The sequence below is a fragment of the Mesorhizobium zhangyense genome, assembly GCF_011045115.1.
Lineage (GTDB): Bacteria > Pseudomonadota > Alphaproteobacteria > Rhizobiales > Rhizobiaceae > Mesorhizobium_M > Mesorhizobium_M zhangyense.
In genome coordinates this window covers 1-20399 of record NZ_JAAKZG010000030.1, presented here as the reverse complement: position 1 = coordinate 20399, position 20399 = coordinate 1, and the positions used below count along the sequence as shown (strand labels likewise).

Here is a 20399-nt window from a genome sequence, read left to right as displayed (position 1 = left end):
GCAAGGGGGAGAGGAAGGGCGCCAGCCTTGCGGACGGCGTTTCCTCTCCCCCGTCGATCGGGGGAGAGGTGGCGCGCGAAGCGCGACGGAGTGGGGGTCGAATTCTACAGGCGATTACCCTGCCGTTTACGCGGAGAAGGAAGAAATCACCGCATCGCCTCGACCAACCCCTTATCCGGATAACACGTCGCAGCACGCCCATTCTTCGCCTGCCAGACGCCTATCGAGCGGCGCGTCTTGAAGCCGGGCAGGCCGTCGGCGCTGCCGACATCGTAGCCGGCCTTTTCAAGCCCGCGCTGCATGGCTGCCACATCCGAGCGGTAGAGCCCGCCGACCTTGCCCCAGGCACCGGAAAAACCCTTGTCGCCATGCGCGATGCGGTCGGCAGCGTGGCCGATGAACAGCGCATAGAGATCGCTCATATTGTATTCCTTGAGCACATAGAAATTCGGCGTGACGATAAAGGCCGGGCCGCTGCGACCCGCTGGCATCAGCAGGAAGCCTTCCGCCTTCAGCTCGTTGGCCGGAAACAGCTTGCCGCCGATGCGGGCAATGCCCATCGCCGTCCATTGCGATATTTTTTTCCCCTGGTCCGGCCCTTCGAGCGAACAGGTGACGCTGTCCGGCACCGTAACCTCGAAACCCCAGTCGCGGCCCTTCACCCAGCCATAGTTGACAAGGTAGTTGGCGATGGAGGCCAGCGTGTCGGGGACGGAGTTCCAGATGTCTGGATGGCCGTCGCCATCGAAATCGACAGCATGCTTGAGGAAAGACGTCGGCAGGAATTGCGGCTGGCCGAGCGCGCCGGCCCACGACGATTTCATCTGGCCGGGATCGGCAAGCCCGCGCTGGACGATCTCAAGGGCAGCCAGCACTTCCTTTCGGAACATCTCCTTGCGGGTCGCCATGAACGCCTTGGTGCCCAGAACCTCGAAGGCGTTGTAGGGGATTTTGGCCGTGCCGAAGCCCGACTCGCGGCCCCATATCGCCAGCACCACCTCGCCCGGCACGCCATAGCGCTTCTCGATCGCAGCCAGCGTCTTGGCATATTGCCCGGCGCGCGAGCGGCCACCGGCGGTGACGTTGCCGATCGGCGCGAAATAACTGCCCGGCGAGCCGAACTCGGCCTGATGCTGCTTCTGCGGCGTCTTCGGCTTGGTGCCCGGCATCACCAGATCGGGGAGCTTCAGATTGGGCGAAACACCGGCAAAGGCAGCGTCGAAGGTCTTTTGCGAGATGCCGCGGCTTTTGGCTTCCGGCCAGAGATCGGTTTTGAGCCACGCCTGGAACTGGTCGTCGATCTTGGCGGCGGAGGCGGGAAAGGCAGCAAAGGCTACGGCGAGGGAGAACAAGATCGCGGTGAGATATCTCATCATTGGTTCCTGCCCCAAATCCTGTCAAAACACCGTCCGTGATTTCAGCGCCGCAGCCAGCGTGCCCTCGTCGAGATAGTCGAGCTCGCCGCCCACCGGCACGCCATGCGCCAGCCGGGTGATCTTGACGCCGAAATCGGCGAGCTGGTCGGTGAGATAATGCGCCGTCGTCTGGCCCTCGACGGTGGCGTTGACGGCGATGATGATTTCCTTGATCTCGCCCTCGGAGACGCGGCTGACGAGCTGCTTGATGTTGAGCTGGTCCGGGCCGATGCCGTCGAGCGGAGAGAGCGTGCCGCCAAGCACATGATAGAGCGCGTTCATGGCGCCGGCGCGTTCCAGCGCCCAGAGATCGGCGACATCCTCGACCACGATCAGCGTTGCGCCATCGCGGCGCGGGTCGGTACAGATCGTGCAGGGATCGACGGTGTCGACATTGCCGCAATTGGAGCAGATGCGGACCTTGTCGACCGCCTCGCCCATGGCGTCGGCCAGTGGCACCAGCAGCTGCTCCTTCTTCTTGATGAGATGGAGCGCCGCCCGACGCGCCGAACGCGGCCCAAGCCCCGGCACCTTGGCCAGGAGCTGGATCAGGCGTTCGATTTCAGGGCCGGCGATTCGCTTGGACATGGAGATGGTTTAGCGCAAGTCCGGGCCGTCGAACCAGTGTTAAAGCTGTTCGAAAATTCGCTTGGCCGAGTCAGATGGCGTGGTTTTCGAGAACCGAAGCGGAGCGGACATTCGGGTCCGTGAGCATCGGAAGCGGAGAAAACCGCGTCAGGTGGCCGGCCAAGTAGAATTTGCGGGCGGCTTTAGAACGGCAACTTCATGCCGGGCGGAATCGGCAATCCTGCCGTCAGCGCCTTGGTCTTTTCCTGCATCACCGTCTCGACCTTGACCTTGGCATCGTTGTGGGCGGCGAGGATCAGGTCTTCGAGGATCTCGACATCGTCTTCCTTGAACAGCGACGGGTCGATCTTCAGCGACTTCATTTCGAACTTGCCCGAAATCGTCACATTTACCAGGCCGCCGCCGGACTGGCCGGTCGCCTCCAGCGTGGCGATTTCCTCCTGCATGGCCTGGAACTTGGCCTGCATTTCCTTCGCCTTGCCCATAAGGCCGAGAAGATCCTTCATGATCTCAATCCTTTGTTCGTCAGTTCTCGTCGTCGTCTTCGATCGGAGGCTCGGCCGGCATGTCGGCATCGGCTTCCGTATCCGGCGCATCGGGGATGCGCACGTCGATGATCTTGGCGCCCGGGAAGCGGGCGAGGATGGCGGCGACCGTCGGGTCGGCCTTGGCATCCGAGAAAGCGTTATCGCGCTTTTCCGTTTCCATCTCGGAAAGCGTCTGCCCGCCTTCCTCGCGCGACAGCGACACCATCCAGTGCCGGCCGGTCCAGGCCTTCAGCTTCACGGTCAGGTCGTTCAGCAGGGTCTTTGGCGCATCCGGCGTCAGGCTGACATCGAGCCGGCCAGGCTCGACCTTGACGAGACGCACGCAGCGCTTGACCTGCACCTTCAGCGCCATGTCGCGATTGGCGTCGCAAAGGTTTGCGACATCGGCCAGCGATTTGATCGGGACGGCGGGCGTTTCTTCCACAACAGGAGGCACGAAGGCTGCCGGGGCAGCTTCGGGTTCACTTGCCACCAGCCGCATCGTCTGGCCGCCGCCATTGCTAGACGGCATCCGCGCCTGCGAAACGGCACTTGCGCCATTGCCGGAGCCGGAAGGTGCCGAAGACGTGGACGGACGCGGCGCAGCACCATTGGAAGCTGTGCCATCGCCGAGCGATTTCAGCGCCTCGTCCAGTGTCGGCAGGTCGGCGGCGTGAGCAAGGCGGATCAGCACCATTTCGGCGGCACTGATTGGCCGGTTGGAGGACTGCACCTCGGGAATGCCCTTGAGCAGCATCTGCCAGGTGCGCGAAAGCACCCGCACGGACAGCGTCTGCGAAAATTCCAGCCCGCGCACGCGCTCGTCTTCGGAAAGCGAGGCATCGTCGGCTGCAGACGGCACGAAACGTAGCCGGGTGACCAGATGGTTGAATTCGGCGAGGTCGTTGAGCACGGCTACGGGATCGGCGCCGACATCATATTGCGCGCGCAGCTCGCCAATGGCCGAGGCCGCATCGCCCTTCATGACGTTCTCGAACAGATCGACGATCCGCGCCCTATCGGCCAGCCCCAGCATGGCGCGCACCGCTTCCGCGGTGACCTTTCCGGCACTGTGGGCGATAGCCTGGTCGAAGATCGATTGGGCATCGCGCATCGACCCTTCGGCGGCCCGCGCGATCATTGCCAATGCCTGATCCTCGGCCTCGACGCTTTCCAGCCCGGCGATACGGCCGAGATCGGCCTTGATCATCGACGCATCGATGCGGCGCAGGTCAAAACGCTGGCAGCGCGACAGCACCGTGATCGGAACTTTGCGGATTTCGGTGGTGGCGAAGATGAATTTCACATGCGGCGGTGGCTCTTCAAGCGTCTTGAGCAGGCCGTTGAAGGCCTGCGTGGAGAGCATGTGCACTTCGTCGATGATGTAGACCTTGTAGCGCGCCGAGACCGGGGCGTAGCGCACCTGCTCGATAATGTCGCGGATGTCGTCGATGCCGGTGTGCGAAGCGGCGTCCATCTCGATCACGTCAACATGGCGGCCTTCCATGATCGCCTGGCAGTGCTCGCCGGGAATGGTCAGATCGACCGAAGGTTGGTTCACCTCGGCGGTCTTGTAGTTGAGCGCGCGCGCCAGAATGCGCGCCGTCGTCGTCTTGCCGACACCACGAACGCCGGTCAGCATCCAGGCCTGCGCGATGCGGCCGGAGGAGAATGCGTTGGTCAGCGTGCGAACCATCGGCTCCTGGCCGATCAGCCCGGTGAAATCGTTGGGACGGTATTTGCGCGCGAGCACGCGGTAGGCGGCGGTCTTGCCTGATGGTTGGTTTCCGGCTTCGCTCATCCGCCTGGCTTGCTCCCTTGGCCGCTCGGGTGCGACCGATTCCTCGGACAGAGTTTCGCCCGCACGGCTTGACGCCGTCAATGTCGCGGAAGAAGGGCGAAGAAGGTGGGAGGCTGGAACATGACCCGTTCCGGGCTCGTTAGGGCTGCTTCCTTCCGGACCTGACCCGGTTGGCGAGTGGATCGTCCACCACCAACCTCCCGGCTCTCATATCGGCAATTGCGCGATTAATTGCAAGAGCGAAGGCAAAAGCACCCGCCAAAAGCTTTTACGGCTCATGAACCCCTTGCGGGCCGCCTGCCAGCACTCTAGCCTCCACGCAAAATTCGAGGAAACGCCAATGATGCCTGGCCTGAAGGCCGGATTTGAGCTGAACGCCCGACTGGAGGCGGACAGCGAGCCCCTGATGTGGCTCGGTCTGTGCGAGCTGCGCATCATGAATGACAGCCGCTGGCCTTGGCTTATCCTCGTGCCGCAACGCCCCGGCATCGAAGAAGTCCACGACCTGACGCCGCTCGACCAGGCGATGCTGACCTTCGAATGCAACACGGTGGCGCAGGCCCTCAAGAAGAGCACCGACTGCACCAAGATCAATACCGGCGCCCTGGGCAATATCGTGCGTCAGCTTCATGTCCACGTCATCGCGCGGTCCGAAGGTGACGCCGGCTGGCCCGGTCCCGTCTGGGGCTACGGCATGCGCGAACCCTATAAACGGTCCGACCTGCATGGTTTTTGCGAGAAGATACGGTCGGCATTACAGTAATCTTTTGAGCCATCATTCGGACCCTGCATGACTTTTCGTCTATTCGACGCGCCTGAGCGCGAAGCGAGCCAATTCGTCGGCTTTGCCGGCAACCTCATAGATCGCCAGTCGGAACACCGCAGCGACGATTCGGCCAGCAAGGCGCTGGCCGATCCGACCGCGCGGCTGATGCTGGTGCGCGACGGGCGGCTTTTCCTGAAACTGGCGGACGGCGCGTTCGACGGGTATTTCAGCACCGACGAAATCCCCGCCTTCAGCCCGGTGCTGGATCAGGCGATCCTGCTCGGCTTTTCGGAAGCCGGGCCGGTGCTGGCGGCCCCGGCCGGGCTGGACATCGAGCAACTTCCCGAGACGGTGAAAGCGATCGACTACCGCTCGATCAACATGCAAGGCCTCATCGACCCGTCGGCAGTGGGCGCCATGGCCCAGGCTGCCGCCCTGCTCGCCTGGCATTCGACGCACAAATTCTGCGGACGCTGCGGCCACGAGACCGAAATGCGCGCTGGCGGCTACAAGCGCCATTGCCCGAACTGCAATGCCGAGCATTTTCCGCGCACGGATCCGGTCGCCATCATGCTGACGGTGACGCCGGAAAAATGCCTGCTCGGGCGCAGCCGGCATTTCGCGCCCGGCATGTATTCGGCCCTCGCCGGCTTCATCGAGCCCGGCGAGACGATCGAAGCGGCGGTGCGGCGCGAGACGCTGGAAGAAGCCGGCATCAGGCTCGGCCGCGTCGTCTATCACGCAAGCCAGCCTTGGCCGTTTCCCTATTCGCTGATGATAGGCTGCTTCGGCGAGGCGCTCAACGAAGACATCCGCATCGATGCCGAGCTCGAGGACTGCCGCTGGTTTTCCCGCGATGAGGTCCGCGACATGCTGGCGGGCAACCATGCCGGCGGCGTGGTCGTGCCGCCGAAGTCCGCGATTGCGCATCACCTGATTAGGGCGTGGGCCGAGAGCTGAACCGACCGAACTTCCAGCCTATTTCGACACGGAATACCGGACGATGAGGCTGCCGTTCGAAAGCGGCCGCGATTCGGTAAGAGTGAGCTCGTGGCGAGCACCCTTCTTGAACAAAAGCGTGCCTGATCCAAGAAGCCGCGGCACGACGCACAACAGGATCTCGTCGACCAGCCCCTGCTCCAGCAGCGAATGGATGAGGTCGGCGCTGCCGAAGACGTAGAGATCACGCTCGGCGTCCGCTTTGAGCCTGGCGATCTCGCCGCCGATGTCGGAGGTCACCCGCGTGTTGTTCCAGTTCGATGATGTGAGCGTGCGCGACGCCACCAGCTTCGGCAAGGCGTTCATGAAGTCCTTGACGGGCCCTTCATCCGTCGTGGTCGTCCAGTAGTCGCGCATGCCCTCATAGGTCACGCGGCCGAATATCAGGGCCTCGGCGCTGCTCCCGAACTCCAGCGACATTTTCTCGAGCTCCGGCCCCCAGGCGGTGTTGTGGAAATCGAGATCCCACTTCTTGTCGCCCTCGAAATAGCCGTCCAGCGTGACGAGGTTCCAAACGATAAGCTTTGCCATTTTTCCATTCCTCCAAAACCGGTTGCAAAACCAAATCGGTTTTCTTTGTAGCAAACTGATAGTGGAATGCAACCGGTTTTTACACGCATCGAGCAGGGAATTGCGCCGGCAGATTACCTGACCAATGTCAGATAAATCTTGATCTTCGCAAATTACCTGACTAAAGTCAGGTAATGAGCAAATTGCAAGTCGACCAGATCCGCAGTTTCAACCGCACAGTGACGCGCCGCATCGGCGTGCTGGAAGACAGCTATCTGCGCCGCGGTCGCCCGCTCGGCGAAGCGCGGCTGCTTTTCGAGATCGGGCCGGAAGGTGCGGGGCTTGGTGCGCTCCGCTCCCGGCTGGGGCTGGATTCAGGCTATCTCAGCCGCATGCTGCGTTCGCTCGAAACGCACGGCCTCGCTTCCGTCGACAAGCTAGACGGCGACGCCCGCAGCCGCTTTGCCACGCTGACCGAAAAAGGCCGCGCTGAGCACGCGGCTTACGACGCCCTGTCGGACGATCTGGCCAATTCCATTCTCGAACCGCTTTCGCCGGCAGCGCAGGATCGGCTCGTTGCCGCGATGGCGGAGGTCGAGCGCCTGCTTACCGCCGCCGCCGTCACCATCGGCGAGGAAGATGCCAACAGCGCTGATGCCCAGCAATGCATGGCGCTGTATATCGAGGAGCTGGCAACGCGCTTCGAAGAAGGTTTCGACACCAGCAAGGGAAACAGCGTGAGCGGCAGCGAGTTCATCCGTCCACACGGCAGCTTCCTGATCGCCAGGCTGGACGGCAGCCCTGCCGGCTGCGGCGCGGTGCGCATGCTCGATGCCGCGACGGCGGAGATCAAGCGGATGTGGGTAGCGCCTTCCGCGCGCGGGCTCGGCGTTGCCGGCCGCATGCTCCATAAACTGGAGGAAATAGCCCGCGAGCTGGGCGCGCAAACGGTCTATCTCGACACCAACCGCGCGCTTAGGGAAGCGCAGTCGCTCTACAAGCGCGATGGCTATGCGGAAATCAAGCCGTACAACGACAATCCCTACGCCGATCATTGGTTCGCGAAGCGGCTGTAGATCATCGCCTTAGCAGGGCAATCGCGTACGGCACAGTCGACCCCCACTCCGTCGCGCTTCGCGCGCCACCTCTCCCCCTCAAAAGGGGAGAGGAAGGGGTGCCAGCCTTGCGGACGGCGTTTCCTCTCCCCCGTCGATCGGGGGAGAGGTGGCTCGGCGAAGCCGAGACGGAGTGGGGGTCGAATTCTTATGCGACAGCCCTCCGCTTTATGGGAAGGGGTTAGGGGCGGGCGGCCTTCCTATGCGATAGCCTAAGACGCCTTAAGCTCAGTCAATCGCATTCCAGCTCTGGCGCTCGTCATTCGCCGGGTAGACGCCAAGGATGCGGACTTCCTTGGAGAAGAAGCGCAACTCCTCGAGCGCGTTCTTAAGACCCTGGTCTTCCGGGTGGCCTTCGACGTCGGCGTAGAACTGCGTCGCGGTGAAGGCGCCGAGCTGGTAGCTCTCCAGCTTGGTCATGTTGATGCCGTTGGTGGCGAAGCCGCCCATGGCCTTGTAGAGCGCCGCCGGCACGTTGCGGACGCGGAAGACGAAGGTCGTCATCATCTTGGCATCGGGGCTCGGGCGCTCCACCCATTGCTTGTTCTTGGTCAGGACGACAAAGCGCGTGACGTTGCTGTCGGTGTCCTCGACATTCTCTTCCAGGATATCGAGGCCGTAGAGGCTGGACGCGAGGCGCGGCGCCAGAGCGCCCATCGTCCGGTCCTTCACCTCGGCCACCAGCTTGGCAGCACCTGCCGTGTCACCGGCGACCACCGGCTTCCAGCCATTCTTGCGGATGTATTTGCGGCACTGGCCGAGCGCGTGGATGTGGCTGTGGATCGTCTTGATCTCCTGCCGCTTCACGCCCGGCAGCACCATCAGCTGGAAATGGATCGGCAGAAAATATTCGCCGACGATGTGCAGCTTCGATTCGGGCAGCAGGTGGTGGATGTCGGCGACGCGACCGGCGATCGTGTTCTCGATCGGGATCATGGCGAGATCGGCCTTGCCGGTTTCGACCGCGTTGAACGCATCCTCGAAGGTCGGGCACGGCAACGGCTCCATGTCGGGATAGACGTTGCGGCAGGCGGTGTCGGAATTCGCGCCGGGCTCGCCCTGGAAGGAAATGCGGTTGGTCTTGTCGGGCATGGTCAGGCCTTGTCTTTATCTGGACAGAATTTCGCGGGCGCGTTCGAGGTCTTCCGGCGTGTCGACGCCCAGCGGCACCGTCGCCACGATCTCGGCATCGATGCGCATGCCGGCTTCCAGCGCGCGCAGCTGTTCAAGTTTCTCGCGCTTTTCCAGCGGCGACGGCCTGAGCTTGACGAAGCGCTCCAGTGCCGAGCGGCGATAGGCATAGAGCCCGATGTGATGGAAAAGCGCCCCCTCGCCCCAGGGCGCGGTGGCCCGGGTGAAATACAGCGCGCGCAGGCGATTTTCCGAAAGCGGCGAACCGACGATCTTGACCACGTTGGGGTTGGTCTTCTCGTCATCGCGGGTGATTTCGACGCCGAGCGTGGCGATATCGACCGCCGGGTTCTCAAAAGGGGCAAGGGCCGCGCGGATCGTTTTCGGGTCGATCGTCGGCAGGTCGCCCTGGACGTTGATGATGGTTTCAACCGCGCCGTCGGGATCAACCGTCGTCAGCGCCTCGAATATCCGGTCGGAGCCCGATTCGTGCTCGACGCGGGTCATGACGGCCTCGAAACCATGGGCGCGAACCACGTCCGCTACCTCTACCGTGTCGGTGGCAACCACCACGCGGCCCAGTCCGCTTTCCCTGGCGCGCTCGGCGACATGGACGATCATCGGGCGGCCGCAGATGTCGGCGAGCGGCTTGCCCGGCAGGCGCGTGGCGCGCATTCGCGCGGGAATCAGGATGAGTGGTGACATGGAAGCTACAAATCGATCCGAAAGGGCAGAGGTTAAAGTGGCAAAAGGTCTCACTGGCACCGCCCTTATAGGTGTTGCAACGGTCGAGCAAAAGACCTAGTTTCCGCCCAATTCTGCCGGTCCCGACCGGTGGGGACGCAATGCCGTCGGCAACCGGAAGCGACACTTCCGCTGGCAAGCCGGCCAAGGGAGACTGGGGCGAATGGACTCATTCGAATTCAACAAATTGATCGGCGGCCTCCTGGCTACCGTTTTCGTCGTCTTTTCGATCTCCCTCGCGTCCGATGCGATTTTCGCTTCGCCCGCGCCTGAAAAGCCCGGCTTCATCGTCGAAGCGGCCGAGGAAGCCCCTGCCGGCGGTGCCGCCGAAGCGCCGGCTGCCAAGCCGATCGCCGAATTGCTCGCAACCGCCGACGCCAAGGCCGGCGAAGCGGTGTTCAAGAAGTGCACGGCCTGCCATTCCGGCGAAAAGGGCGGCCCCAACAAGGTCGGCCCCGATCTCTGGGACCTCGTCGACCGCCCGGTTGGCGAACATGAGGGCTTTGCCTACTCGGCCGGCATGAAGGATTTTTCGAAGAACGGTGGCACCCACTGGACTTACGACAACCTCAACCACTTCCTCACCTCGCCCAAGGGCTTCGTGAAGGGTACGGCCATGGGCTTTGCCGGCATCAAGAAGGACGACGAACGCGCCAACCTGATCGCCTATCTGCGTACGCTGTCGGACAGCCCGAAGCCGCTGCCTGAAGCAGGCGCAGCCCCGGCTGAGGGTGCAGCTCCTGCCGCGCCGGCCGAAGGTGCCGCCCCTGCGGCTCCGGCTCCTGCGGCACCCGCGGAAGGCACGGCACCGGCTCCAGCACCGGCCGCTCCGGCGCAGTAACGAAATAATCATCGCACAATCATGAAAAAGCCGGGTTCAGCCCGGCTTTTTTGTTAGCGTTTTCGCATATGGTCGCGAATACTGGACAAACATGGTTTCCATTGCGGCGCCACGCCCTACACTGAAGACCTGACGGAAAGGATGACGATGAAGGCAGGATTGACGCGAACGATCGGCAAACTCGGGCTTCTACCGGCCCTGCTCGCGGCAAGTCTTCTTTCGGCATCGGCCGACGAATGGCGGACATCGTCCACGCTCGGTGACGACACCAAATACGGCAGCGAATTCAAGCACTACGACTACGTCAACCCGAACGCCCCCAAGGGCGGCACGCTGAACAGCATCGCGACGGGCACGTTCGACAGCTTCAACCCCTATATCGTGCAGGGATCGCCTGCGGCCGGCTTCGCCCCCTTCGGTGGCGGCCTGCTCTATGAAATGCTGATGGAGCAGTCGATCGACGAGCCCGGCGTCAGCCATGCGATGATCGCCGAGGCCTATAAATACCCGGACGACTATTCCTCGGCGACCTACCGGCTCGATCCGCGCGCCAAATGGCACGACGGCACGCCCATCACCGTCGAAGATGTCATCTGGTCGTTCAACACGCTGAAGGCCAACAGCCCGCAATACAGCCGCTATTACGTCAATGTGAAGGAGGCGGTCGCCATCTCGGATCGCGAGGTGGAATTCCGCTTCGACCAGAAAGGCAACCGCGAACTGCCCAAGATCATGGGCGACCTCGCCGTGCTGCCCAAGCATTGGTGGGAAGGCACGGACAAGAACGGCAAGAAGCGCGACATCACCAAGCCGACGCTGGAAGCACCGCTCGGCTCAGGCGCCTACAAGATCGAGAGCTTCAAGGCAGGCTCCGAAATCATCTGGAGCCGTGTTCCCGACCACTGGTCGGCCACTGTCGGCGTCAATGTCGGGCGCAACAATTTCGACCGCCGCCGCTACGTGTACTTCCTTGACGAAACCGCCGCATGGCAGGCCTTCACCAAGGGCGGCATCGAGGACATCGAGCGGGAAGCCAGCGCGCGCCGCTGGATGACCGTCTACAACTTCCCGGCGCTCAACGCCGGCGATGTCATCAAGCGGGAATTCAAGGCGACGGGCCTGCAGAACATGCAGGCTTTTGCGATGAACCTGCGCCGGCCACTGTTCCAGGACAGGCGCGTGCGCGAGGCGCTTACCTACGCCTTCGATTTCGAGACGATGAACCGTACCCAGTCCTTCGGCCTCAACGTTCGCACCAACAGCTACTTCATCGGCAGCGAGCTTGCCTCGAGCGGCTTGCCGCAGGGCAAGGAGTTGGAGATCCTCAACCAGTACAAGGACAAGCTGCCGCCGGAACTGTTTACACAGGAGTTCAAGCTGCCGGTCTATGAGACGCCGCAGTCCGAGCGCGAAAACCTGCGCAAAGCGATCGCGTTGTTTGCCGAAGCCGGCTGGAAGATCCAGAACGGCAAGATGACCAACGAGAAGGGCGAACCGTTTACCTTAGAAATCCTGGATTTCCGGCAGGGCGTGGAGCCGACGATCAACCCCTACATCGCCATGCTGCGCAAGATCGGCGTGACCGCCTCGCTGCGCATTGTCGACACCAGCCAGTACATAAACCGCGTCAACGATTTCGACTTCGACATGATAAGCACGGTTCTTGCGCAATCGAGTTCGCCGGGCAATGAGCAGCGCGACTATTGGAATTCGAAGGCAGCCAATGAGCCCGGCTCGCGAAACTATTCCGGCATCAAGGACCCGACCGTGGATGCTCTGGTGGAGCGGGTCATCTTTGCCACCGACCGCGAAGACCTCGTCGCCGCCACCCATGCGCTCGACCGGGTGCTGCTGTGGAACTACTACTACATGCCGCAGTTCAGCCGGCCGGATGTCTGGCTGGCCTATTGGAACAAATTCGGCGTCCCCGACAAGCAGCCTGACTATGTCGGTCCCGACATCGATTCCTGGTGGATCGATCCCGAGAAGGAAAAAGCGCTGGCCGCAAAATACAAGAGCGGAAATTGATGGCGGCAAGGCTCGCTCGACGAACATTTCTGGCCGGGGCCGCATCGGCCATTGCAGCGCCCCTGCTGCCCGGCCTTGCCTTCGCCGAAACGCCCACCGATACCAAGCTGCACGGGCTATCAGCCTTCGGCGACCTCAAATATCCGGCGGATTTTACCCATTTCGACTACGTCAACGCCGACGCGCCGAAGGGCGGCATCTTCAATTTCTCGCCGCCCAACTGGTTCTACAATCAGAGCCCGCTGACCTTCAACACGCTGAACTCGTTCACTGCCAAGGGCGACGCGCCGCCGCGCATGGAAATGTGCTTCGATTCACTCATGACCGGTGGCATGACCGGCGCGCTCGATGAGCCAGACGCCGTTTACGGGCTGCTCGCGGAGAGCGTGACCCTTTCGGACGACCGCAACACATTCGAATTCGCGCTGCGCCCCGAGGCGAAATTCCATGACGGCACCCCGCTGACGGCCGAGGACGTCGCCTTCACCTTCAACATCTACAAAGACAAGGGCCACCCCGACCTGCTTCTGCCGCTGGCCCAGATGACCGAAGCCGTCGCCGTCGATGCCCACACGCTGAGACTGAGCTTTAACGGCAAGCAATCCGCCCGCACGATCCTCAATGTGGCCGGCTTCCCAATCGTGTCGAAAGCCTATTTCGAGGCCAATTCCTTCGACAGCGCCAATATGAAGCCGCCGCTCGGCTCCGGGCCCTACAAGGTCGGCCGTGTCTCTCCCGGCCAGACCATCGAATTTGAGCGCGTTGCCGATTATTGGGGCCGCGACCTTCCGGTCAATCGCGGCCTCTACAATTTCGACCGCATCCGCATCGAGTTCTATCAGGACCGGCAGGCCGGCTTCGAAGCCTTCAAGAAGGGTGACGTGCTCTACCGGCAGGAATTCACCGCCCGCGTCTGGGCGACAGGCTACGATTTTCCCGCCCTCAACCAGGGCAAGGTGGTGAAGCGCGAGTTCCCGGCCGAAAAGCGGCCCTCCATGCAGGCCACCGCCATCAACCAGCGCCGCGAGCGCTTCCGCGACAGGCGCGTGCGGCTGGCGATCAACATGTGCTTCGACTTCGAATGGACGAAGCGCAACCTGTTTTACGGCTCCTACGATCGTTCGCAGTCCTGTTTCGAGAAGTCGGACTATCGTGCCGAGGGCATGCCTTCACCGGAAGAACTGGCGCTGCTGGAGCCGCTGCGCGGCAAGATACCGGACGAGGCCTTCGGCGAGGCCGTGGTTCTGCCGGTGTCCGACGGCTCGGGCCGCGACCGCAAGCTGCTGGGTGCTGCTTCAAAACTTCTGACCGAGGCCGGCTGGAAACGCTCGGGCCAATTCCTCGCCAACGACAAGGGCGAAAGCCTCAGCGTGGAACTTCTCGTCGATGACGAAGGCTGGATCAGGATCGCCTCGCCCTGGATCGAGAACATGAAGGCGATCGGCATCGATGCCTCGATTCGCAGCGTCGACTCGGCACAATATGGAGCGCGGCAGGCAGAATTCGATTTCGACCTGATCGTGATGGCGGTGTCCTTCGACGCCACGCCAACGCGTGAAAGCCTGGAAGGTATTTTCCATTCGCGCTCAGCCACCCTTCCCGGCTCACGCAATCTGCCCGGAACGGCCGATCCCGGCATCGATGCGCTGGTCGAGGCTGCCGGCACCGCGACCGACCGCGAAACGCTGACGACGGCATTGCGCGCACTCGACCGGGTCTTGCGCGCGCGGCAAGACTGGATTCCAAGTTGGTATCTGGCGAATCACCGGGCAGCCTTCTGGGACATGTTCGGCTACAAGGAGCCAAAACCCGATTTCGGCTTTCCGGTCGAAGCGATGTGGTGGTTTGACAAGGACAAGGCGGCAGCGATTGGCAAAGCCTAGGTTTATAGTTTTGGGAAGGGACTGCGCCCCTTCTAGTTCCTCGATGGGATTTGCCTGATGGGCGCCTATATCCTCCGGCGCATTCTGCTGATGATCCCGACGCTGCTCGGCATCATGGCGATCTCGTTTGCGGTGGTGCAGTTCGCGCCGGGTGGCCCGGTCGAGCAGGTGATTGCCAAGCTGACCGGACAGGGTGGCGATTCGAGCGATCGCATCTCCGGCGGCAGTGGCGCCGATGCCGGCGTCACCAATTTCGACGCCAGCGGCGTGACCTCTTCGAAATACCGCGGCGCTCAGGGGCTCGACCCCGAATTCATCGCCAAGCTCGAAAAGCAGTTCGGCTTCGACAAGCCGCCGCTCGAACGTTTCGGGCTGATGCTGTGGAACTACGCCCGCTTCGATTTCGGCCAGAGCTATTTCCGCGATATCGGCGTGCTCGACCTCATTCTCGAGAAAATGCCGGTGTCGATTTCGCTGGGGATATGGCTGACGCTCATCTCCTACCTGATCTCGATCCCGCTCGGCATCCGCAAGGCGGTCAAGGACGGCTCGACCTTCGACACCTGGACCAGCGGCATCATCATCATAGGCTACGCCATCCCAGCGTTCCTGTTCGCCATCCTGCTCATGGTTCTGTTTGCCGGCGGCTCCTTCTTCGACTGGTTCCCGCTGCGCGGCCTGACCTCGGACAACTGGGACCAGCTATCGTGGGGCGGCAAGATCCTCGATTATTTCTGGCACCTCGCCTTGCCGATGACGGCCATGGTGCTGTCGCAGTTCGCGGTGCTGACGCTGCTCACCAAGAACTCCTTCCTCGACGAGATCCGCAAGCAGTATGTCGTCACCGCTCGCGCCAAGGGCCTGACGGAACGCAGCGTGCTTTACGGCCACGTCTTCCGCAACGCCATGCTGATCGTCGTCGCCGGCTTTCCCGGTGCCTTCATCTCGGCCTTCTTCACCGGCTCGCTGCTGATCGAAAACATCTTCTCGCTCGATGGGCTCGGCCTGCTCGGCTACAAGTCGATCCTCGACCGCGACTACCCCGTGGTCTTCGCCAATCTCTACATCTTCTCGCTGATCGGCCTGTTCGTCAGCCTGCTTTCCGATCTCACCTATACATGGATCGACCCGCGCATCGATTTCGAGCGGAGGGACGTCTGATGGTCGTCGTCGAGGACGTCACCACCCGCCCGGTTTCAAAGCCGTGGCTGTCGCCGCTCAACCAGCGGCGCTGGGCGAATTTCAAGGCCAACCGCCGGGGCTACTGGTCGCTGTGGATTTTCCTGGTCCTGTTCGTGCTGTCGCTGTTTGCCGAATTCATCGCCAACGACCGGCCGATCCTTGCTTCCTACAAGGGCGAAATCCTGTTTCCGGCGGTGATCGACTATCCCGAGGAAAAGTTCGGCGGTTTCTACGCCGTCACCGACTACCGCGACCCGGTGATCAGCGACGAGATCACGTCGAACGGCTGGCTCATCTGGCCGCCGATCCGCTACCACTACCGCACGGTGAACAACGAAGTCCCTGAGGCCGCCCCCGCGAAACCTTCCTGGATGTACGACAAGCAGACGCGCTGCGCACGCTACCCGAAAGGGGTCGATGACGAGAACTGCAACATCGGCAACTGGAACTGGCTCGGCACCGACGACCAGGCCCGCGACGTGCTTTCGCGCTCCATCTACGGCTTCCGAATTTCGGTGCTGTTCGGCCTGATCCTCACCGCCGGCTCCGCCCTCATCGGCGTCTCGGCCGGCGCCATGCAGGGTTATTTCGGCGGCTGGACCGATCTTCTGTTCCAGCGCTTCATCGAGATCTGGTCCGCCATTCCGGTGCTATACCTGCTGCTGATCATCTCGGCGATCCTGCCGCCCGGCTTCTTTATTCTCCTCGGCATCATGCTGCTGTTTTCCTGGGTCGCCTTCGTCGGCGTGGTGCGGGCCGAGTTCCTTCGCGCCCGCAACTTCGAATATGTGAATGCGGCCCGCGCGCTCGGCGTGCCCAACCGCACCATCATGTTCCGCCACCTGCTCCCCAACGCCATGGTTGCGACGCTGACCTTCCTGCCCTTCATCCTCAACGGCTCGATCTCGACGCTGACCTCGCTCGACTTCCTCGGCTTCGGCCTGCCACCCGGCTCGGCCTCGCTCGGCGAGCTGCTCAAGCAAGGCCAGCGCAACCTCAACGCGCCCTGGCTGGCGCTGTCGGGCTTCGTCGTGATTTCGCTGATGCTGTCGCTGCTGATCTTCATCGGCGAAGCCACCCGCGACGCCTTCGACCCGAGGAAGACGTTCAAATGAGCGAACAGCCCCTCCTTTCCGTACGCGATCTTTCCGTCGCCTTCACCCAAGGCGGCAAGACGCAGACCGCCGTCGACCGTATTTCCTTCGACATCGCCAAGGGCGAGACGGTGGCGCTGGTCGGCGAGTCCGGTTCGGGCAAGTCGGTCTCGGCGCTATCGGTTCTGAAGCTGCTGCCCTACCCGGCCGCCAGCCACCCATCCGGGCACATAATGTTCGACGGCGCCGACCTGCTCGCGCTCGGCGAGAAGGATTTGCGGCGCGTGCGCGGCAACAAGATCACCATGATCTTCCAGGAGCCGATGACCTCGCTCAATCCGCTGCACACGATTTCGCAGCAGATCATCGAAATCCTCAAGCTGCATCGCGGCATGGCCGACAAGGCGGCGCGTGTCCGCACGCTGGAACTGCTCAACGAGGTCGGCATACGCGACCCGCAAAAGCGCCTCGACGCCTATCCGCACCAGCTTTCCGGCGGCCAGCGCCAGCGCGTCATGATCGCCATGGCGCTCGCCAACGAGCCGCAGCTCCTGATCGCCGATGAGCCGACGACCGCGCTCGACGTTACCGTGCAGGCGCAGATCCTCGAGCTTCTCGACGGCCTCAAGAAGAAGAACGGCATGTCGATGCTGTTCATCACCCACGACCTCGGCATCGTGCGCAAGGTCGCCGACCGCGTCTGCGTCATGACCAAGGGCAAGATCGTCGAGACCGGCCCGACCAAGGAAATCTTTTCCAATCCGCAGCACGAATACACCCGCCATCTTCTGGCAGCCGAGCCGAAGGGCAAGCCGCCGCTGGCCGACGACACGGCCAAGACGGTCATGTCGGGCCGGGACATCAAAGTGTGGTTCCCCATCAAGGAAGGCTTTTTCCGCAAGACGGTCGATCACGTGAAGGCGGTCGACGGCATCGATGTCACCGTGCGTGCCGGCCAGACGCTCGGCGTCGTCGGCGAATCCGGCTCGGGCAAGACGACGCTCGGCCTGGCGCTCGCCCGCATGATCTCGTCCAGCGGCAAGATCAATTTCAACGGCCGAGACATCAACCAGCTCTCCTTCAACGACATGCGCCCGCTGCGGCGCGAATTGCAGATCGTCTTCCAGGACCCGTTCGGTTCGCTCAGCCCGCGCATGTCGGTCTCCGACATCATCGAGGAAGGGCTGAAAATCCACGAACCGAAGCTCTCCGACGCCGAGCGCGACAAGCGCGTGGTCGACGTTCTCAACGAAGTCGGCCTCGATCCCGAAACGCGCTTCCGCTACCCGCACGAGTTTTCCGGCGGCCAGCGCCAGCGCATCGCCATTGCGCGGGCCATGGTGCTGAAGCCGCGTTTCGTCATGCTGGATGAGCCGACATCGGCGCTCGACATGAGCGTGCAGGCGCAGGTCGTGGATCTGCTGCGCGAGCTGCAGGCCAAGCACGACCTCGCCTATCTCTTCATCAGCCACGATTTGAAGGTCATCCGGGCGCTCGCCAACGACGTCATCGTCATGCGCAACGGCCAGATCGTGGAATCCGGCCCCTCGCGCCAGATTTTCGAACAGCCGCAGTCGGATTATACTCGCGCCCTGATGGCGGCCGCGTTCAAGATCGAGACGGCGCCGGTCGGCATCGTCAGCGAATAAACAAACAAAGAAAAGACAACAGAACAGGGAAACGTCTGGCATGGAGAAGGGCCGCATCCTGCTTTCGGTCACGGGGTTCAACCCGCAACGGTGGCATGAGCTTTTGTCGGCGAGCCGCGAGGTGGTGCTGAAACCGGATGGGCCGGAAGACCCGTCCATCACCTATGCGGTGGTGTGGAAGCAGCCGGCCAACATCCTGGCGAAACTGCCCAATCTGCGCGCGGTCTTCTCCATCGGCGCCGGCGTCGATCACCTCTTCAACGATCCCGGCCTGCCCGATGTGCCGATCGTGCGCGTCGTGGCCGACAATCTCACCCAGCATATGGTCGAATATATCGTGTGGCGGGTCATGGATCATCACCGCCAGGGCGCGCTTTTCCGCAACCAGCAGCAGAAGAAGATCTGGCACGAGCCGCCGCAGCGGCTGGCGCGCGACATTTCGGTCGGCATCATGGGCCTGGGCGAACTCGGGCGCGCGGCGGCAAGCGTCCTGCTCGGGCTTGGCTTCCGCGTCAATGGCTGGGGCCGCACCGACCGCCCGATGGCGGGCGTCGAAACCTATCACGGCGATGCCGGGCTGGTGCCCTTCCTCAACGCCACCGATATCCTGGTCGTGCTGTTGCCGCTGACGCCGGCGACCAAGGGCATCATCGACTACGGCGTGCTGCGCCAGCTGCGGCGGCGCAACGGGCTCGGCGGCGCGGTGCTGATCAATGCCGGGCGCGGGCGGCTGCAGAAGGACGCCGATATCGTCCGCGCACTGGAAGACGGAACGCTGAAGGAAGCCAGCCTCGATGTCTTCGAGGTCGAGCCGCTGCCCAAGACCAGCCCGCTCTGGTCGCATCCCAAGGTGTTCGTGACCCCGCATTCCGGTGCCACCTCCGACCCCGCCCATCTTGCAGCGCCGATGCTGGCGCAGATGGACGCCTTCGAGCGCGGCGAACCGTTGCAGAACGTGGTGAACCGCGAGGCGGGGTATTAGGCGATACGTGAAACGCTACTGTGAGCCCGAAAGCTGCGCTTCGATGGCGGCCTTGTCGATGATCGACCATACGTTCTCGATGCGGCTTTCCCGAAACTCATAGAACACGTTTTCGGCAAACGAGACCTTCTTCCCGTTTACCGGGAGACCGAACAGGATGCCTGTCGGCGTGCAGTCGAACTGCAGGCGGCTTGCTATGTGAGGCGGCTGCGAAATCAGCATCTTGATGTCGAAATAGAGATCCGGAATCGCCCGAAAATCCCCCTCCAGCATCTCGCGATAGCCCGCCAGCCCGATCCGCTCGCCATTGTAATGGGCGTCCTCATGAACGAACTGCCCCAGATTCGCCCAGTCCTGCTTGTTCAGGCAGGCAATGTAGCCGCGGTAGATGTCGGAGAGGTCGGGTTTCGTCATGGGAGTGCGCCTTTCTTCGAGCTTCCCGATGCACGGTAGGCGAGGACACCACAACCACGCAAAGCATTATGTGGCCCGGTCCTGGCATCAAGGCGTTCTGCACCGCTGAAGGCTCTCCGCCGTTCCGGCATGGATCCCGGGTCTCCGCATCTCGCTTCGCTCCATGCTCTGCCCGGGATGACGAAGGAGAGGTCCGCGCTTCGAAGTTCAACTTTGGCGATTAGCGGTAACAACCATGAAGTCGTCATCCCGGAAACCGGAGCGAAGCGGAGGTTATCCGGGATCTATTGGCCGCAACATCTTCAAGCACGGCCCGGTCCTGGTGTAGGCGTGTTCTGCAACGCTGAAGCTCTTCTTGGTTCCGGCATGGATCCCGGGTCTGCGCATCCGCTTCGCGTATGCTCCGCCCGGGATGACGAACTGCATGTTTGGCTCTCGCTAATCGTCAGCGCTGGCGCAGCAGTCACGTCTCTGGTCTTATAGAGCGTTTGTGATTAGCGGCAGCACCCCTCCCTTCGTCATCCCGGGCGGAGCATGAGCGAAGCGCATGCGGAGACCCGGGATCCATGCCGGAACATCGGTGGAGGCTACAGCGGTGCAGAACTTCCAACGTTGAAAGTGGGGAAAGATTTTCACCCAATTTCCCCACAACCCACTGTTTTCCCTCACCCCACACATTTTTTCACGCCCGATCTATCCACACCCCAAGATGCCGCCCGCATAATCCTCC

The 20399-nt window shown here is 62.4% G+C and carries 19 protein-coding genes and 1 other RNA gene; 11 read left to right on the top strand and 9 right to left on the bottom strand.

Annotated features, from left to right (window positions below; all coding sequences use genetic code 11):
- Window positions 1–146: 146 nt before the first annotated feature.
- The 5 genes from G6N74_RS29775 to ffs all read right to left on the bottom strand — a co-directional run bounded on the left by G6N74_RS29775 (window position 147) and on the right by ffs (window position 4533).
- Window positions 147–1373 carry a lytic murein transglycosylase gene (locus G6N74_RS29775; RefSeq protein ID WP_165121616.1) on the bottom strand — a complete coding sequence of 409 codons (1227 nt, stop codon included), beginning with the start codon at window positions 1371–1373 and terminating at the stop codon, window positions 147–149.
- Window positions 1374–1397: 24 nt separating this feature from the next.
- Window positions 1398–2003, bottom strand: a complete 606-nt coding sequence (gene recR, locus G6N74_RS29770; RefSeq protein ID WP_091917365.1) for a recombination mediator RecR — start codon at window positions 2001–2003, stop codon at window positions 1398–1400.
- Window positions 2004–2185: 182 nt separating this feature from the next.
- Window positions 2186–2509 carry a YbaB/EbfC family nucleoid-associated protein gene (locus G6N74_RS29765; protein WP_165121615.1) on the bottom strand — a complete coding sequence of 108 codons (324 nt, stop codon included), beginning with the start codon at window positions 2507–2509 and terminating at the stop codon, window positions 2186–2188.
- Window positions 2510–2528: 19 nt separating this feature from the next.
- Window positions 2529–4331 (bottom strand): DNA polymerase III subunit gamma/tau, encoded by a 1803-nt coding sequence (locus G6N74_RS29760; RefSeq protein ID WP_165121614.1) that lies wholly within the window; start codon window positions 4329–4331, stop codon window positions 2529–2531.
- Between the two features lie 104 nt (window positions 4332–4435).
- Window positions 4436–4533, bottom strand: an RNA gene (gene ffs, locus G6N74_RS29755) — signal recognition particle sRNA small type.
- 138 nt (window positions 4534–4671) lie between these two features.
- On the opposite strand from ffs, the gene G6N74_RS29750 reads away from it, so the two are divergent.
- Together G6N74_RS29750 and nudC are read left to right on the top strand one after the other, a co-directional pair.
- Window positions 4672–5094, top strand: a complete 423-nt coding sequence (locus tag G6N74_RS29750) for an HIT domain-containing protein (protein WP_165121613.1) — start codon at window positions 4672–4674, stop codon at window positions 5092–5094.
- Window positions 5095–5121: 27 nt separating this feature from the next.
- A complete protein-coding gene (nudC, locus tag G6N74_RS29745) occupies window positions 5122–6057 on the top strand; it encodes an NAD(+) diphosphatase (protein ID WP_165121612.1) in 936 nt (311 codons plus the stop codon).
- A gap of 18 nt (window positions 6058–6075) precedes the next feature.
- On the opposite strand, the gene G6N74_RS29740 is transcribed toward nudC, so the two are convergent.
- A complete protein-coding gene (locus tag G6N74_RS29740; protein WP_165121611.1) occupies window positions 6076–6627 on the bottom strand; it encodes a dihydrofolate reductase family protein in 552 nt (183 codons plus the stop codon).
- A gap of 173 nt (window positions 6628–6800) precedes the next feature.
- Between G6N74_RS29740 and G6N74_RS29735 the strand changes: the two genes are divergently transcribed.
- On the top strand, window positions 6801–7682 hold the full coding sequence (locus G6N74_RS29735; protein WP_165121610.1) for a bifunctional helix-turn-helix transcriptional regulator/GNAT family N-acetyltransferase: 882 nt from the start codon (window positions 6801–6803) through the stop codon (window positions 7680–7682).
- Between the two features lie 267 nt (window positions 7683–7949).
- Here G6N74_RS29735 and G6N74_RS29730 read toward each other — a convergent pair whose 3' ends face one another.
- Window positions 7950–8813, bottom strand: a complete 864-nt coding sequence (locus G6N74_RS29730; protein WP_165121609.1) for a prephenate dehydratase — start codon at window positions 8811–8813, stop codon at window positions 7950–7952.
- A gap of 15 nt (window positions 8814–8828) precedes the next feature.
- Window positions 8829–9557 carry a 3-deoxy-manno-octulosonate cytidylyltransferase gene (locus tag G6N74_RS29725; protein ID WP_165121608.1) on the bottom strand — a complete coding sequence of 243 codons (729 nt, stop codon included), beginning with the start codon at window positions 9555–9557 and terminating at the stop codon, window positions 8829–8831.
- Window positions 9558–9759: 202 nt separating this feature from the next.
- Here G6N74_RS29725 and G6N74_RS29720 point away from each other — a divergent pair, with 202 nt between their 5' ends.
- The 7 genes from G6N74_RS29720 to G6N74_RS29690 all read left to right on the top strand — a co-directional run bounded on the left by G6N74_RS29720 (window position 9760) and on the right by G6N74_RS29690 (window position 19255).
- Window positions 9760–10437 carry a c-type cytochrome gene (locus tag G6N74_RS29720; protein ID WP_165121607.1) on the top strand — a complete coding sequence of 226 codons (678 nt, stop codon included), beginning with the start codon at window positions 9760–9762 and terminating at the stop codon, window positions 10435–10437.
- Window positions 10438–10584: 147 nt separating this feature from the next.
- Window positions 10585–12465 (top strand): extracellular solute-binding protein, encoded by a 1881-nt coding sequence (locus G6N74_RS29715; protein WP_165121606.1) that lies wholly within the window; start codon window positions 10585–10587, stop codon window positions 12463–12465.
- Window positions 12465–14348, top strand: coding sequence for an extracellular solute-binding protein (locus G6N74_RS29710; RefSeq protein ID WP_165121605.1), 1884 nt, complete (start codon window positions 12465–12467; stop codon window positions 14346–14348). The genes G6N74_RS29715 and G6N74_RS29710 overlap by 1 nt, the downstream gene beginning before the upstream one ends.
- Window positions 14349–14405: 57 nt before the next feature.
- Window positions 14406–15509, top strand: coding sequence for a microcin C ABC transporter permease YejB (locus G6N74_RS29705; protein WP_165121604.1), 1104 nt, complete (start codon window positions 14406–14408; stop codon window positions 15507–15509).
- Complete coding sequence (locus tag G6N74_RS29700; protein ID WP_165121603.1) at window positions 15509–16645, top strand: ABC transporter permease; 1137 nt, start codon at window positions 15509–15511, stop codon at window positions 16643–16645. The genes G6N74_RS29705 and G6N74_RS29700 overlap by 1 nt, the downstream gene beginning before the upstream one ends.
- Window positions 16642–18273 carry an ABC transporter ATP-binding protein gene (locus tag G6N74_RS29695; protein ID WP_165121602.1) on the top strand — a complete coding sequence of 544 codons (1632 nt, stop codon included), beginning with the start codon at window positions 16642–16644 and terminating at the stop codon, window positions 18271–18273. Before G6N74_RS29700 ends, G6N74_RS29695 begins: the two co-directional genes overlap by 4 nt.
- Window positions 18274–18313: 40 nt before the next feature.
- The gene (locus tag G6N74_RS29690) at window positions 18314–19255 is read left to right on the top strand and encodes a 2-hydroxyacid dehydrogenase (RefSeq protein ID WP_165121601.1); all 942 of its coding nucleotides are present in this window, start codon (window positions 18314–18316) and stop codon (window positions 19253–19255) included.
- 15 nt (window positions 19256–19270) lie between these two features.
- On the opposite strand, the gene G6N74_RS29685 is transcribed toward G6N74_RS29690, so the two are convergent.
- Window positions 19271–19669: an ester cyclase gene (locus G6N74_RS29685; RefSeq protein ID WP_165121600.1), complete on the bottom strand. Its 399-nt coding sequence runs from the start codon at window positions 19667–19669 to the stop codon at window positions 19271–19273.
- Window positions 19670–20203: 534 nt separating this feature from the next.
- Between G6N74_RS29685 and G6N74_RS30585 the strand changes: the two genes are divergently transcribed.
- On the top strand, window positions 20204–20399 hold a 196-nt coding region (locus G6N74_RS30585), incomplete at its 3' end, for a hypothetical protein (protein ID WP_205826928.1).